Raw genomic sequence first — 14,150 nt, 5'->3', positions numbered from 1 at the left:
CGCCGGCCTGTGCCGTCGTGTGCAAGCGAGTCTGCCGAAGCCGGATACAGCCGCCGTACATTCAGCCGGCGGCCACTCCGGTGTCGAAGGCAGCCAGTTCGCGGCGGCACTCGGCTGCCTGCTCGTCGTTGCCGGCCTGCTGCCACACCCGCGCGGCGCGGTCGAGCGTACGCCGGGCCGAGTCGAGATTGCCCGTGGACACATACAGTTGCCCGAGTTGCTGCGCGGCCTGACCTTCGACGCTGCGATCGCCCAACCGGTGTCCGATATCCATCGCATCCAGCAGCATCTTCCGCGCCGCCGCGACTTCACCGCGCGCCACCAGCGCCTTACCGAGCTCGGCCCGCGTGTACGCCGCACAGTGGTCGTCACCCATGCCGTTGAAGATCTCCAGCGCACGCCTCAACTGACGCACAGCCTGGTCGGACCGCCCTTGTTGCACCCGCAGCGCCGCGATCCGGCGCCGTACCTTCGCCTCACGGTGGCTGTCGACCCGCCGTACCGCGAGCAGGAACGCCTGGGCGAGATAACGGCCGGCAGTGTCGGTGTCGTCGCGGCGCAGCCACATGTTGGCGGCCGCGGTCCGCGCCAGTGCCTCGCCGTTCGCGTTGCCTGCCTCGAGGAACGCCTCGATCGCGGCCTCGTACTGCACCAATGCTTCGTCGCGCCGGCCGCGTTCGCGCAGCCAGGTGCCCATCCCCACCGCGGTGACGCCGGTCCCGAGCCGGTCTCCGATCTCGCCGAACACGCGCGCGGCCTCGTCGAGATGGTGCCAGGCAGTGTCCCAGTCGTCCTGATACAGCGCGAGCTGGCCGAGGTTGCGGTGCATGATCGCCTCACCGCGCCGATCCCCACAGGAGATCGCACTGAGCAGGCCCTGATGGTGCGACCCGTTCCAGTCGTCGAACCCGGCTCGCATGTCCAGGTACGGCGCCCAGGCGCAAGCGATCCGCCAGGCGTAGTCGTGCAGACCGTTCTGCGCCGCCGCACGGATCGACGGCACGAACGTACTGCGCTCGCTGTCGAACCAGGCGATCGCGTCCGTCGCGGTGAACGGCGCGGGATCTGGCGCGTCCAATGGGCCGTAGTGCTCGAGGACACCGAAGTACTCGAAGTTCAAGGCGGCGTTGGCCCGGCGGATCTTGTTCAGAATCGCGTCGAGCACAATCTCGACATCCCGGACCGCCCGCGCCTTCTGCTCCTCGTCACCGACACCGATCGCATGCAGCCGGAGCAGGTCGTGGACCCGGTAGCGCGCCGTACCGCGGTGGTCGACCGAGCTGATCCGGACCAGGTTGACCTCGATCAGGCGATCCAGGCTGCGGCGGACCGAGGCCGGCGAGGCCACCGCCTCCAACGCGCGAGCAGAGAAGACGCCGACGGCGAAGTGACCGATCAGCCGGTACAGCCGGGCCTGTTCCGGACTGAGTGCGTCGTAGCTGAGGTCGGCGCTGGTGCGGACGGCGAGCTCGCCGATGCTCAGCTCGTCCAGGCGCGAGGTCTCGTCGCCCAGCCGCCGGGCGAGCTCTCGCAGGCTCAGGTCCGGCCGCTGCGCCAGCCGGCTGCCGGCGATCCGGATCGCCAGCGGCAGGTTCCCGCAGGCGGTCAGAATCTCCTCGGCAGCAGTCGACGTACGGTCGACCCGGCCGGCACCGGCGACCAGCTCGAGCAGCTCGGCCGCCTCGCCGTCGTCGAAGGTGTCGAGCGGCAGGCTGTCCGCGCCGGCCAGATCCATCAGCCGGTTCCGGCTGGTGACGACCACCGCGGACGCACCGGTACCCGGCATGAGCGGAGTCACCTGGCCGGCCGTCGCGACGTCGTCGAGGATGATGAGCACCCGGCGACTGGCCAGCTCGGACCGCAGCATCGCCGACCGGCGCTCCGGGTCGGCCGGGATCGCGAAGTCGGGCAGGTTGAGGCTGAGCAGTACATCGGTGAGTGCTCCGGCGGGATCACGCGGCTGCGTCGCGCCGTGCATGTCCAGATAGATCTGCCCGTCCGGGAACGAATCCCGGACCAGATGACCCAGCCGGACGGCCAGAGAGGTCTTCCCGGTGCCCGGCGCTCCGGAGATGACGGCGATCGGCGGACGCACCGGATCGCGGCCGCAGACCAGGTCGCGCAGCTGCTCCAGGTGCTCCTCCCGGCCGCTGAAGTCGGCCAGGTCGAGCGGCAACTGGCTCGGCGGCCGGTGCGGATCGGTCAGCTCGGGCGCGGCCATCGGACCCGGTTGTGCGACCTCGGGCTCCGCCGTACGGACCGAGGGAATGCCCGGGTTCGGCCAGTTGGCGGAGCGGCCGTTCTCGGCGCGAGCGCCGGCGGCTTCGAGCTCAGGGCCCGGCTTGATGTCGAGCTCGTCGGCGAGGGTCTGGACCGCCTTGCCGTACGCCGCCCGCGCTTCGCCGACACGACCGGCGGCCAGGAGCGCGTCGACGAGCCGCCGCCACAGCTGCTCGTCGTACGGGTCTTCGGTGAGTCGGGCGCTGAGCAGGACGGCCGCACCACTCGCGTCGCCGTGCTCCAGGCGCAGGTCGAGCAGGGTATCCACCAGGCCGCGATGCTGCGCTTCCAGGCGGGCGATCGAGCCCTCCCAGGCGGCGGGGACCGGCAGGCCCTCGAGTGGCCGTCCGCGCCAGAGCGAGTAGGCGCGGGACAGGACCTGCATGGCATGGCGGCTGTCGCCGGCGTCGCGGAGGTGGCCGCCTTCGGCCAGCAGCGTCTCGAACAGGCTGGCATCGAGCTCGTCGACGCCGACCTCGATGCTGTACCCGGCGGCCGAGGTGTCGATCGGCGCCGGCAGCCCGGCCTCCTGCAGGACGCCGCGGAGCGCCCGGACGTAGGTCCGGATGTTCGCCACGGCGGACCGCGGCGGGCTGTTCTCCCAGAGCGCGTCGGCGATCAGATCGGTCGAGACGAACCGATTGGGGTGCAGGAGCAACGTTGCCAGCAGCTGCCGTGGCTTGGCGGCGCGCAGCGGCTGGCCCTGGACGTGAACAAGGCGCAGGGGTCCGAGGATTGCGTACCTCAGACTGTCCACTGCTGTGCCCTCTCCGTGATGAACCGACCTATGGTTTCATCCCCTGTGCCCGGCGTGAAGGCCGATGTACGCCGGATGTATCTCAGTCGGTCACAGTTGACTCAGGTACCGGGGGGAGGCAGGGCTCGGGAGTGGCGACTTGACCGCCGTCGCACCCGAGCCTGGCACTGGTAGGGAGTCCGGGTTCGGGGGTCCTGGTCTACGGGAAACCGGTGCCTAGTGGCCACCGGTGAACGGCGGCTGTCCGTCCTGCGGGCTGGGGGAACCCGCAGGCGGGCCGCCCACCGGTGGCTGCACCTGCGGCTGGCCCTGGTACGGCGGCTGACCCGGCTGCTGGTAGCCCGGCATCTGCGGCTGGCCCTGATGGTTGCCCTGCTCACCCGGAATCTCCGGCTGGATCTGGCCCGACGACTGCGGCCCGGCCTGCATCTGCGGCGGCGCCTGCTCACCGGCGACCGAGCCGATGGTCCCGAACGACACCTGCGGCACCGACCGCACCTGCTCGTCGCGGACCTCGAAGTACCCGGCCTTCTCGAACTTGAAGCCGTTCGCGATCAGGTTCGACGGGAACGCCTCGACCCGGGTGTTGTAGTCGCCGACGTTCGCGTTGAAGAACCGCCGGCCGGCCGCGATCCGGTCCTCGGTGTCGGTCAGCTCGCGCTGCAGGTTCAGGAAGTTCTGGTTCGACTGCAGCTGCGGGTACGCCTCGACCGAGATCATCATCTGACGCAGCGCACCGGACAGCTCGCCCTCCGCGGCGGCCCGCTGCTCCGGCGGCGCGCCCTGCACGTTCACCGCCTGGGTCCGCAACCGGGCGACCTCCTCGAACACGTGCCGCTCGTGCGCGGCGTACGCCCGGACGGTCTCGACCAGGTTCGGGATCAGGTCGTACCGGCGGTGCAGCTCGACGTCGATCTGCCGCCAGGACTCCTGGATCAGGTTCCGCTGCTTGACGAAGCGGTTGTACGAGACCATCAGCGCGATTCCCAGAATCACGATGATCGCGACGACCGCGATGATGACGAAGGTCATGCCCTGCTCCCGAGTGTCGGTGATGCTGCGTGCGACTCTACGGGTCCTCGGGTCCGCCGTACTGTCAGTAGCCCTGTGGTGGCTGTACGCGAGGGTCGACGCCGGCATAGTCGCGCCAGACGTACGGCGGGACCTGCTCGAGCACCTGTTGCAGCAGGGTGAGGCGGTTCATCACCTCGGTCGGGTTGTGATCGCCCTTGTCCCAGCCGAGCAGCGAGTTGCCCTCGATCCGCCAGCCGATCTCGCCGCGGGCCAGTAGCAGCTCCATCATCCGCGGCGTCACCACCGCGTGCCCGTACCGCTCGTCGTCCGCCTTCACCCGGAACGCGCGGTTGAACTGCTCGCTCTCGAACTGGAGGTCACGGAACCCGAGTGCGTTCGCCACCACGCCGCCGAAGATCCCCTCGTGGGTGACCTCCAGGTGCGGCAGCGCGCCCGGCAACTGCACCACGACCACGCCGAACTTGTGGGTGGTCGTCGTACGACGGCCCTTCGAGTCGGTGGAGTGCGTCTGGTAGCTGTAGTCGAAGGCAACCATCTGATGGCCGTTGTACGCACCGGACAGCACGTTCTTGACCCGCCAGTTGTCACCGGTCTGGAACGGCGTACCCGACCACTGCCCGGCCAGCGCGTTGTTGTCGGGCAGGTAGGACCAGCCCTGCTGCGAGGCGAACCCGGCGAAGAGCTCGCGCCGCTTCTTCGCGGCCAGGTAGTTGAAGTAGAAGATGCCGCCGGCGACGACCAGCGCGACCAGGACGATCAGGACCGGGCTGATGTTCATCAGCCGAGGCCCAGGTCCTCGAGCCCGAACACCGCCCGGTACGGCAGGCCCTCGGCCTCGACCTTCTCCTGCGCGCCGGTCGAGCGGTCGACGATCACCGCGACCGCGACCACCTCGGCCCCGGCCTCGCGCAGCGCCTCGACCGCGGTGAGCACCGAACCGCCGGTAGTGGAGGTGTCCTCGACCGCGAGCACCCGGCGGCCCTTCACCTCCGGACCTTCGATCCGGCGCTGCAGGCCGTGTGTCTTCTCGGCCTTCCGTACGACGAAGGCGTCCAGCGTCCGGCCCTGCTGCGCGGCCGCGTGCAGCATCGACATCGCGACCGGGTCGGCGCCGAGGGTCAGCCCGCCGACGGCGTCGTACTCCAGGTCCTTGGTCAGCTCGAGCATCGCCGGGCCGATCAGCGGCGCGGCGGCCGCGTCCAGCGTGATCCGGCGCAGGTCGACGTAGTAGTCGGCTTCCTTCCCCGACGCCAGCGTCACCCGGCCGTGCACGATGGCCTTCGACTTCACCTGCTCCAGCAGTCCGTCCCGGTCGTAGCTCATAGGCGTCGAGCTTAGATGACGGAGCAGTTCACGATTTCTCGCCGGCCTTCAGGCGGAACAGTATGCAGTTGAACTGCACAGGCTGTGTACGACGTGTCGATGGACGCCGGTGGTTGCCCGGGACGACGATGTGGACGATCGTCGTCAGTGGAGGTGCGCGTGAAGGCGCTGGTGAAGGCTGAGGCCCGGCCCGGTCTGTGGTTGCAGGACGTCCCGGAGCCGAAGATCGAGGCCGACGAAGTACTGATCAAGGTGCTCCGCACCGGTCTGTGCGGCACCGATCTGCACATCCAGAGCTGGGACACGTGGGCACAGAAGAACGTGCCGGTGCCGATGGTGACCGGGCACGAGTTCTGCGGCGAGGTGGTCGAGATCGGCGTCGGTGTCCGCGACGTCGCGGTCGGTGACCTGGTCAGCGGAGAGGGCCACCTGGTCTGCGGCCGCTGCCGCAACTGCCGCGCCGGCCGCCGGCACCTCTGCATCAAGACCCGCGGCCTCGGCGTCCACGTGCCGGGCGCGTTCGCCGAGTACGTCGCCCTGCCCGCGAGCAACGCGTGGGTCCACAAGGACCCGGTCGACCTGGACGTCGCGGCGATCTTCGACCCGTTCGGGAACGCCGTACACACGGCTCTGTCCTTCCCGCTGGTCGGCGAGGACGTGCTGATCACCGGGGCCGGACCGATCGGGGTGATGGCCGCGGCAGTCGCGCTGCACGCCGGTGCGCGCAACGTGGTGATCACCGACCTGTCGGAGTACCGGCTGGATCTGGCCCGCAAGATCGGCGTCACCCGGGCGGTGAACGTGGGCTCGGAGACCATCGCCGACGCGCAGCGGAGCCTGGGCATGCGCGAGGGTTTCGACGTCGGCATGGAGATGTCCGGGAAGCCGGCCGCGCTGCGGGACATGCTGGCGAACATGACGCACGGCGGCCGGATCGCGATGCTCGGGCTGCCGGCGGACGAGATCGCGATCGACTGGAGCACGGTGGTGCTCAACATGCTGACGATCAAGGGCATCTACGGCCGGGAGATGTTCGAGACCTGGTACTCGATGTCGGTGATGCTGGAACGCGGCCTGGACCTGACTCCGGTGATCACCCACCGGTTCGGGTACGCCGACTTCGAGCGGGCCTTCGACGTGGCCCGGCAGGGACACTGCGGCAAGGTGATCATGGACTGGACCACTGAATCCCTGGAGGAGAAGCACTGATGTTCGGGCGGATGCGGGACGACCTGACGGCGGCCATCGGCGAGATCCGGGATGCCGGGCTGTACAAGTCCGAGCGGGTGATCACCTCACCCCAGCAGTCCCTGATCTCGGTTGCCTCGGGCAAGGAGGTGCTGAACTTCTGCGCGAACAACTACCTCGGCCTGGCCGACCACCCCGAGGTGATCGCGGCGGCCCGCGCGGCGCTCGACCAGTGGGGCTTCGGGATGGCATCGGTCCGGTTCATCTGCGGGACGCAGCAGATCCACAAGGACCTGGAAGGTGCCCTGAGCACCTTCCTCGGCACCGAGGACACGATCCTCTACAGCTCCTGCTTCGACGCGAACGGCGGCCTGTTCGAGACCCTGCTCGGCGCCGAGGACGCGGTCATCTCCGACGAGCTGAACCACGCCAGCATCATCGACGGCATCCGGCTGTCCAAGGCCAAGCGCTACCGGTACAAGAACCGCGACATGTCCGACCTGGAGGCGCAGCTCAAGGACGCCGCCGACGCCCGGTACCGGCTGATCGCCACCGACGGCGTGTTCTCCATGGACGGGTACGTCGCTCCCCTCGACGAGATCTGCGACCTGGCCGAGCGGTACGACGCCCTGGTGATGGTCGACGACTCGCACGCGGTCGGCTTCGTCGGATCGGACGGCGCGGGTACGCCGTCCCTGTTCGGGGTGAAGGACCGGGTCGACGTCGTCACCGGCACCCTGGGCAAGGCGCTCGGCGGCGCCTCCGGTGGCTACGTGTCCGGCCGGCGCGAGATCGTCGAACTGCTCCGGCAGCGGTCCCGGCCGTACCTGTTCTCCAACTCCCTCGCACCGTCGGTCACAGCGGCCTCGCTGAAGGCCCTCGAACTCATCGGCGGCTCGAGCACGCTGCGCGACAAACTGGCCGCCAACACCAAGCTCTTCCGCACCAAGATGACCGAGGCCGGCTTCGACGTACTGCCCGGCGAACACCCGATCTCGCCGGTGATGATCGGCGACGCCGCGCAGGCCGGCCGCCTGGCCGACAAGCTTCTCGACCTCGGCATCTACGTGATCGGTTTCTCCTACCCCGTCGTACCGCACGGCAAGGCCCGCATCCGCGTCCAGCTGTCCGCCGCGCACTCCACCGAGGACGTCGAACGCGCCATCGCCGCCTTCATCGAAGCCCGCGCCGCACTGGCCTGAGGACTACCTTCGATTCAGGAAAAGGTTGACACGCTGCCGATCACGTACTGTCGCAGATCAGCTACGATCGCACCGTACTCAACAGCACCGGCGTAGGGAGTTTTTCGATGGCCGACAGCGACGAATCCACCCTGACCGAACGGCTCGGGATGGACCGGCCGCACCCGGCCCGCGTCTACGACTATTTCCTGGGCGGCAAGGACAACTTCGCGGTCGACCGGCAGGCCGCGGAGCATCTGCTGGAGGCGTTTCCCGGGTTCCGTACGGCGGCGATGTCGAACCGGATGTGGATGCACCGCGCGGCCCGCTACGTGGCCGAGCAGGGCGTCACACAGTTCCTCGACATCGGCACCGGCATCCCGACCAGCCCGAACCTGCACGAGGTCGTGCAGGAGACCGTGCCCGCGGCGCACATCGTCTACGCGGACAACGACCCGATCGTGCTGTCCCACTCCCGCGCCCTGATGACGAGCCGGCCCGAGGGCAGGACGGCATACCTCGACGCCGACGTGATCGAACCGCAGTCGATCATGGGTTCGGACGAGGTGAAGGACCTGCTCGACCTGAGCAAGCCGGTCGCGCTGAGCCTGGTCGGCGTCTTCCACTACCTGCCCGACGCGCTCAAGCCGTACGACCTGGTCAAGGAACTGCTCGAGCCGCTGGCGTCGGGGTCGTACCTGATCTTCTCGCACTGCACTCCGGACTTCGCCCCCGACTTGTGGGAGCAGGCGATCCAGGTCTACAAGGCCGACGGCGGCGACGCCCAGGTCCGCAGCAAGGAGGAGGTCTCCCGCTTCTTCGACGGCCTCGAACTGGTCGAGCCCGGCGTGTCCGCCCCCTTCCGCTGGCACCCCGACGACGAAACCGACGCCCTCGTCGCCAAGGGCGTCTTCACCGACATCTCCTGCAGCCTCTGGGTAGGCGTAGCCCGCAAACCCTGACCGGTCTCTCACTCGCTGGGCCGCTCGCAGCCGACCTGCTATCGCAGGTATTTCCTCGCGGTAGCGTGCAGACGTGCTGATGAACCTGAGGCTCACCCCCGAAGCTGCGGCGGCGCTCCAGGCCGAGGCTGAGCGCACCGGCCGGTCCCAGCAGGAGATCGTCCAGGAAGCAGTCGACCGTCATCTGCTCCTGATCGGAGACGAGGCCCGCACGAGCGATCGAGAGCAGGCGAGGGCTTCGCAGGTTGTGCATCCGGCCCGGGTTTCTGATGCGGTTCAGCTTCCACCTACGACGATCGGCTGGCGGATGCTTGTCGTCGCAACTCCCTTGCGGTCGAGTCGCCCGGCCGCGGCTGACGTACGCGGCGGTCGACTGACTTTGTCGATGGGGTCCGGCAGGATGCGGGCATGGTGGTGATGAGTGGGCGGGCTGTGAACCGGGCGACGTTGGCTCGGCAGATGCTGGTTGAGCGGGCGGACGTGTCGGTGGTGGACGCGGTCGGGCGCTTGGTGGGAATGCAGGGGCAGGAGCCGAAGCATCCGTACGTCGGGTTATGGTCGCGCGTCGGTGGGTTCGAGGAGGGGCAACTCGACGCGGCGGTGCAGGAGCGTGAGGTGGTGCGGGCGACCATGTTCCGCGGGACCTTGCATCTGGTGACTGCGGCGGACTACCTGCGGTTCCGGACCACGGTCGCGCCGGTGCTCGAGGCGGGGCTGCGGGTGCTCGGTGATCGGGGCGAAGGACTCGAGCCGGACAAGGTGGTCGCGACGGCGCGGAAGCTGCTCGCGAAGGAGCCGCTGACGTTCACCGAGGTGCGGGACGCACTGCAGCAGAAGTTCCCGGCGGTGAACGAACGGGCACTCGGGTTCTGCACCCGGATGCTGGTCCCGCTGGTGATGTACCCGACCGACGCCCGCTGGAGCTGGCCGGCGAACGCACGCTTCACTCCGGCCGAGGACTGGATCGGCGGGAAGCTCCACGCGAAGGCAGAAGCCCAGGAGCTCGTCACCAGATACCTGCAAGCCTTCGGTCCGGCCACACCCGCCGACTTCCAGACCTGGTCAGGGCTGCAGAAGGCGAAGCCACTCTTCGACGCGCTCGACCTGGAGACGTTCACCGACGAGGCCGGCAAGACGCTGTACGACGTACCGGATGCGCCGCGGCCGGACCCGGACACCGCGGTCCCCGTGCGGTTCCTGCCGGAGTTCGACAATCTGCTGCTGGCACACGCGAAACGCGAGCGGATCATCGCCGACGAGCACCGGCCGGCCGTGTTCACCAAGAACCTGCGGATCAAGTCGACGTACACGGTCGACGGCCTCGTCGCCGGGCTGTGGAACGCCGAGAAGAAGCGCGGTGTGGCCACTCTCACGCTGACGCCGTTCGGCCGCACGCTGAAGAAGACACTGACCGAGCTGGAGCGGGAAGGGACCGCGCTGCTGCGGTTCCTGGAGCCGGACGCGAAGACGTACGAGGTGGTTACGGCGGGTGAATGAGGTTGTTGTCACACGTCGGATGACTGGGCCAGAACCAGTGGACCCGGTGGAATAGACAAATGAACACAGCCCCCACCATCACTCTGGACAACGGCGTCGAGATCCCGCAGCTGGGCCTGGGGGTCTGGCAGGTCGAGGACGAGATCGTCACCGATGTCGTCACGACCGCGTTCGAGACCGGCTACCGGCACATCGACACCGCGGCCGCCTACGGCAACGAGGCCGGTGTCGGGCGAGCGATCGCCGCATCGGACCTGCCGCGCGACGAACTGTTCATCACCACCAAGCTGTGGAACAACGACCAGGGCTACGACACCACCCTGAAGGCGTTCGACAAGAGCATCGACCTGCTCGGCCTCGAGTACGTCGACCTGTACCTGATCCACTGGCAGTCGCTGAAGCGGGACAAGTACGTCGACACCTGGAAGGCGTTCGAGCAGCTGTACGCCGACAAGCGGGTGCGCGCGATCGGCGTCTCGAACTTCCACGAGCCGGCGCTGCGGCGGCTGTTCGACGAGACCAGGATCCGGCCGGCGGTCAACCAGATCGAGCTGCACCCGGCCCTGCCGCAGGACGAACTGCGCGCGTTCAACGCGGAGAACGACATCGTCACCCAGGCGTGGAGCCCGCTGGCGCAAGGCGAACTGCTCTCGCAGCCGGCTCTGCGGACGCTGGCGGACAAGCACGGCAAGACGCCCGCGCAGGTGGTCATCCGCTGGCATCTGCAGCTCGGCAACGTGGTGATCCCGAAGTCGAAGACGCCGAGCCGGATCCAGGAGAACTTCCAGGTCTTCGACTTCCAGCTGGACAACGACGACATGGCCGCGATCGCCGACCTCGAGACCGGCGTACGCACCGGCGGCGACCCCGACGTCTTCGGCTGAGCCTGCTCTCAGAGCACTTCCAGGAACCGGGCCAGCGCCGGTGATCGGTTGTCCGGCGACCAGACTACGGAGAGTTGCCAGGGTGGTAGGTCGTCGGACAACTCGCGGTATACGACCGAATCCGGGTTCGAGGGCGGGGTCGGACTGATCAACAACGAAACGCCGAGCCCGGCGGCGACGAGCGAGACGATCGTCTGCACGCCGGCCGCCTCCTGCTCGACCCGCGGCGTGAACCCGGCCTCCCGGCAGAAGCTGACGATCGTGTCGTGCACCGCTGGTCCGCTGGCCCGCGAGTAGAACACGAACGGCTCCCCGGCGAGCTCCTCCAGGCGCAAACGCTTGCGCTTGGCCAGCCGATGCCGCGCCGGCAGCGCCGCGACCAGCGGATCCAACGACACCACCCGAGACGACAGCCCAGGAGCCAGCTGTACGACGGCCGTCCCGCCATTTCGCTCACCTGACGATCGGTGCGACGTACCTGCCCCAGCCTCGGGTGTGTTCGGACGCAACATGCCGACGTCGATTCGGCCGTCACGCAGGGCCTCGGTCTGGCGCAAGGTCGTCAGCGACTCCAGGTCGAGCACGACCTCGGGGTACGCGGCGCGGAAGGTGCCCAGGATCCGCGGCAGCACTTCGAACGTCGCCGACTGCACGAATCGGATTCGCAACGTCCCCAGCTCCCCGCGCTGCGTGCGTTGCGCCGCCCGCACCGCCTCGTCGGCGCGCCGCAGCAGATCCTTCGCCTCGGCCAGGAAGGTCTCCCCCGCCGCCGTCATCACGAAGCGCCGCCGGACCCGGGCGAACAACTCGACGCCCAGATCGTGCTCCAACGCCGCGATCTGCCGGCTGAGCGACGGCTGGGTGAGGTGAAGCCGGATCGCCGCGCGACCCACGTTCATCTCCTCGGCGACGACCACGAACGACCTGAGTTGGCGTAGCTCCATAAGAAGATCATGCACCAAACACATCAACTCTGCGAAAAGAATCCATTGGACGTATAGAGGGTTTGGTTTCTACCGTTGAAGGGTCGAAAGGAACCCACCATGCACTACGTCCCCTTCTCCGTGGTCAAGTCGATCCACGAGCAGACCCACTCAGCAATGCCGAACGCACCGGTCGTCCCGCACATACGGCGCGGTCCACGCCGGCACCCGCTACGCGCCTTACGGCAGCTGATGCAGCGGCCGACCACCGTGACCAAGGCGGCACCCGTCGCCGAGGTGGCGCCCGTCGCCAAGGTGGAGGCGCCGGCGTTGACGCTGGTCTCATCCACGGCCGGCCCGAACGGGTCTGCCATGGAGCTGTGCGAAGCTGAGGTTCGTGATCGAGGTACGACGACTGCGAGTGCTGCGCGCGCTTGCTGATCACGGCACCGTGACTGCGGCCGCCGAGGTGCTTCACCTGACGCCCTCGGCGGTCTCGCAGCAGTTGGCCGCACTGGAGTCCGAGGTCGGCCAGGAACTGCTCGAACGTCGCGGCCGCCGGGTCGCGATCACCTCGGCCGGCCGCCTGCTGCTGGCCCACACCGATACGATCCTCACCGAGGTCGAACGCGCCGAAGAGGCGATGCGGCTGCACGCGAACGGCAGCACCGGCGAGGTCCGCATCACCGCGTTCGCGACCGCGATCAGTCTGCTGGTCGCGCCCGCCCTCGCCCGGCTTCGCGCAACGAACCCCGGCCTCGACCTCGTCATCCGTGATGCCGAAGGTCATCAAGGCATCACCCAGTTGCTGGACGGCGACGTCGACATCGCGATCGCGGTCGAACACCGCGGCTCGCCACGCCCCGACGACCGGCGCCTGGTCCGGATCCCCTTGTACGCCGAGCCTTTCGTCGCCGTCCTGCCGCCGTCACATCCGGCCGCGGCCCACGACACCATCGAACTGGCGATGCTCGCGGGCGACGACTGGGTGATGACCGCGCCCGGCAATCCGATCCGGGATGTGGTCGTGCTGGCCTGTGAGCAAGCCGGCTTCCAGCCGCGCGTCGTCCATCAGTCCGACGACTTCCGCGCCGTCGCCGCGCTGGTCGCCGCCGGCGCTGGTGTGTCACTGGTCCCACGCCTCGCCGTACCGGCTCCAACCCTCGCCCTCATCCGCCCGCTCCCCGACCCCGTCCCCACTCGGCGGGTGTACGCCGCGGTCCGCCCAGGTCGCGCCGACCACCCACTCGTGACCGCCACCCTCGCCGTCCTCACCGAGGTAGCCGAAAAGCTCTGAGGCATCCCGAGTCGTTGCCGCAGGCCACCAAAGTCAGCGGCGACGGCCGTCCAGACCCACCGTGGAAAGGCGCGCGATGAGCGTGCGCGGGGTGTAGCGGGCGGCGGCCATCAGGAGCTTGTAGCGGAGACTCGGGATCGAGATCGCCTTCCCGCGCATGAGGTCCTTCCAGGCCGCGTCGACCATGTCGGTCGCGTTCAGCCACATGAACGAGGGGATGACCGACTTGTCCATCCCCATCCGGTCGTGGAACTCGGTGTGCACCAGGCCCGGGCACAACGCCATCACCGCGACCCCCTTGGCGTGCAACTGGATCGCCAGGCCGGCCGAGAAGGTCGTCACCCACGACTTGTGCGCACTGTAGGGACCGCGCTGCAGGAACCCGGCCACCGACGACACGTTGATCACCGCACCCGACCCCCGCTCGATCATCGGGAGTACGGCGGCGTGCGTCAGCCGCAGGACGACACGCACCAGCAGGTCGAGCTGCTTCTCCTCGGTCTCGACCGAGTTCGCCCAGAACGGCTTCTTCTGCCCGAAGCCGGCGTTGTTCACCAGTACCTCGATCGGCCCGGTCCGGAACCGCTCCTCCACCCTGGCCAGGTCGTCCCGATCGGTCAGGTCGGCCGCGATCACCTCACAGGCCACGCCATGCAGGCGGGTGAGGTCCGCCGCGACCTCCTTGAGCCGCGCCTCGTCCCGCGACACCAGCACCAGGTCGTATCCCTCCACCGCCAGTTTGTCGGCGAAGGCCCGGCCGATCCCGGTCGCGGGTCCGGTGATGAGCGCAGTCGGCACGTTCGATCCTCCCGTCGGTGACGCA

Annotated in this window: 14 protein-coding genes; 8 read left to right on the top strand and 6 right to left on the bottom strand. The window is 68.5% G+C overall.

The features are described 5' to 3' along the window. Window positions 1-61 precede the first annotated feature (61 nt). The 4 genes from AB0I34_RS27130 to pyrE form a co-directional block, all read right to left on the bottom strand. Window positions 62-3,037, bottom strand: coding sequence for a BTAD domain-containing putative transcriptional regulator (locus tag AB0I34_RS27130; RefSeq protein ID WP_360450116.1), 2,976 nt, complete (start codon window positions 3,035-3,037; stop codon window positions 62-64). 216 nt (window positions 3,038-3,253) lie between these two features. After that, complete coding sequence (locus AB0I34_RS27125) at window positions 3,254-4,069, bottom strand: LemA family protein (protein WP_360450113.1); 816 nt, start codon at window positions 4,067-4,069, stop codon at window positions 3,254-3,256. 64 nt (window positions 4,070-4,133) lie between these two features. Next, the gene (locus AB0I34_RS27120; RefSeq protein ID WP_360450110.1) at window positions 4,134-4,850 is read right to left on the bottom strand and encodes a DUF3137 domain-containing protein; all 717 of its coding nucleotides are present in this window, start codon (window positions 4,848-4,850) and stop codon (window positions 4,134-4,136) included. Next, complete coding sequence (gene pyrE, locus AB0I34_RS27115; protein ID WP_360450108.1) at window positions 4,850-5,395, bottom strand: orotate phosphoribosyltransferase; 546 nt, start codon at window positions 5,393-5,395, stop codon at window positions 4,850-4,852. Before pyrE ends, AB0I34_RS27120 begins: the two co-directional genes overlap by 1 nt. A gap of 159 nt (window positions 5,396-5,554) precedes the next feature. Here pyrE and tdh point away from each other — a divergent pair, with 159 nt between their 5' ends. From tdh to AB0I34_RS27085, 6 genes are all read left to right on the top strand, one after another. Beyond that, window positions 5,555-6,604 carry an L-threonine 3-dehydrogenase gene (tdh, locus tag AB0I34_RS27110; RefSeq protein WP_360450106.1) on the top strand — a complete coding sequence of 350 codons (1,050 nt, stop codon included), beginning with the start codon at window positions 5,555-5,557 and terminating at the stop codon, window positions 6,602-6,604. A gap of 11 nt (window positions 6,605-6,615) precedes the next feature. Beyond that, window positions 6,616-7,785: a glycine C-acetyltransferase gene (locus AB0I34_RS27105; protein ID WP_360450221.1), complete on the top strand. Its 1,170-nt coding sequence runs from the start codon at window positions 6,616-6,618 to the stop codon at window positions 7,783-7,785. A gap of 107 nt (window positions 7,786-7,892) precedes the next feature. Next, on the top strand, window positions 7,893-8,726 hold the full coding sequence (locus AB0I34_RS27100) for an SAM-dependent methyltransferase (RefSeq protein ID WP_360450103.1): 834 nt from the start codon (window positions 7,893-7,895) through the stop codon (window positions 8,724-8,726). Between the two features lie 79 nt (window positions 8,727-8,805). Further along, window positions 8,806-9,144: a ribbon-helix-helix protein, CopG family gene (locus AB0I34_RS27095; RefSeq protein WP_360450219.1), complete on the top strand. Its 339-nt coding sequence runs from the start codon at window positions 8,806-8,808 to the stop codon at window positions 9,142-9,144. Continuing rightward, window positions 9,135-10,223, top strand: a complete 1,089-nt coding sequence (locus AB0I34_RS27090; protein WP_360450101.1) for a winged helix DNA-binding domain-containing protein — start codon at window positions 9,135-9,137, stop codon at window positions 10,221-10,223. Before AB0I34_RS27095 ends, AB0I34_RS27090 begins: the two co-directional genes overlap by 10 nt. Window positions 10,224-10,282: 59 nt before the next feature. Beyond that, window positions 10,283-11,107 carry an aldo/keto reductase gene (locus tag AB0I34_RS27085; protein ID WP_360450099.1) on the top strand — a complete coding sequence of 275 codons (825 nt, stop codon included), beginning with the start codon at window positions 10,283-10,285 and terminating at the stop codon, window positions 11,105-11,107. Window positions 11,108-11,115: 8 nt separating this feature from the next. Here AB0I34_RS27085 and AB0I34_RS27080 read toward each other — a convergent pair whose 3' ends face one another. Continuing rightward, entirely contained in the window at window positions 11,116-12,051 is a 936-nt protein-coding gene (locus AB0I34_RS27080) for a LysR family transcriptional regulator (RefSeq protein WP_360450096.1), read from the bottom strand. 99 nt (window positions 12,052-12,150) lie between these two features. Here AB0I34_RS27080 and AB0I34_RS27075 point away from each other — a divergent pair, with 99 nt between their 5' ends. Next, window positions 12,151-12,471, top strand: a complete 321-nt coding sequence (locus tag AB0I34_RS27075; protein ID WP_360450093.1) for a hypothetical protein — start codon at window positions 12,151-12,153, stop codon at window positions 12,469-12,471. Beyond that, window positions 12,428-13,327: a LysR family transcriptional regulator gene (locus AB0I34_RS27070; RefSeq protein ID WP_360450090.1), complete on the top strand. Its 900-nt coding sequence runs from the start codon at window positions 12,428-12,430 to the stop codon at window positions 13,325-13,327. Before AB0I34_RS27075 ends, AB0I34_RS27070 begins: the two co-directional genes overlap by 44 nt. A gap of 33 nt (window positions 13,328-13,360) precedes the next feature. Here AB0I34_RS27070 and AB0I34_RS27065 read toward each other — a convergent pair whose 3' ends face one another. Beyond that, window positions 13,361-14,125: an SDR family oxidoreductase gene (locus AB0I34_RS27065; protein WP_131363716.1), complete on the bottom strand. Its 765-nt coding sequence runs from the start codon at window positions 14,123-14,125 to the stop codon at window positions 13,361-13,363. Window positions 14,126-14,150 lie beyond the last annotated feature (25 nt).

The sequence above is a fragment of the Kribbella sp. NPDC050281 genome (genome assembly GCF_040655855.1).
GTDB lineage: Bacteria > Actinomycetota > Actinomycetes > Propionibacteriales > Kribbellaceae > Kribbella.
This window is presented reverse-complemented; position numbering and strand designations above follow the sequence as displayed.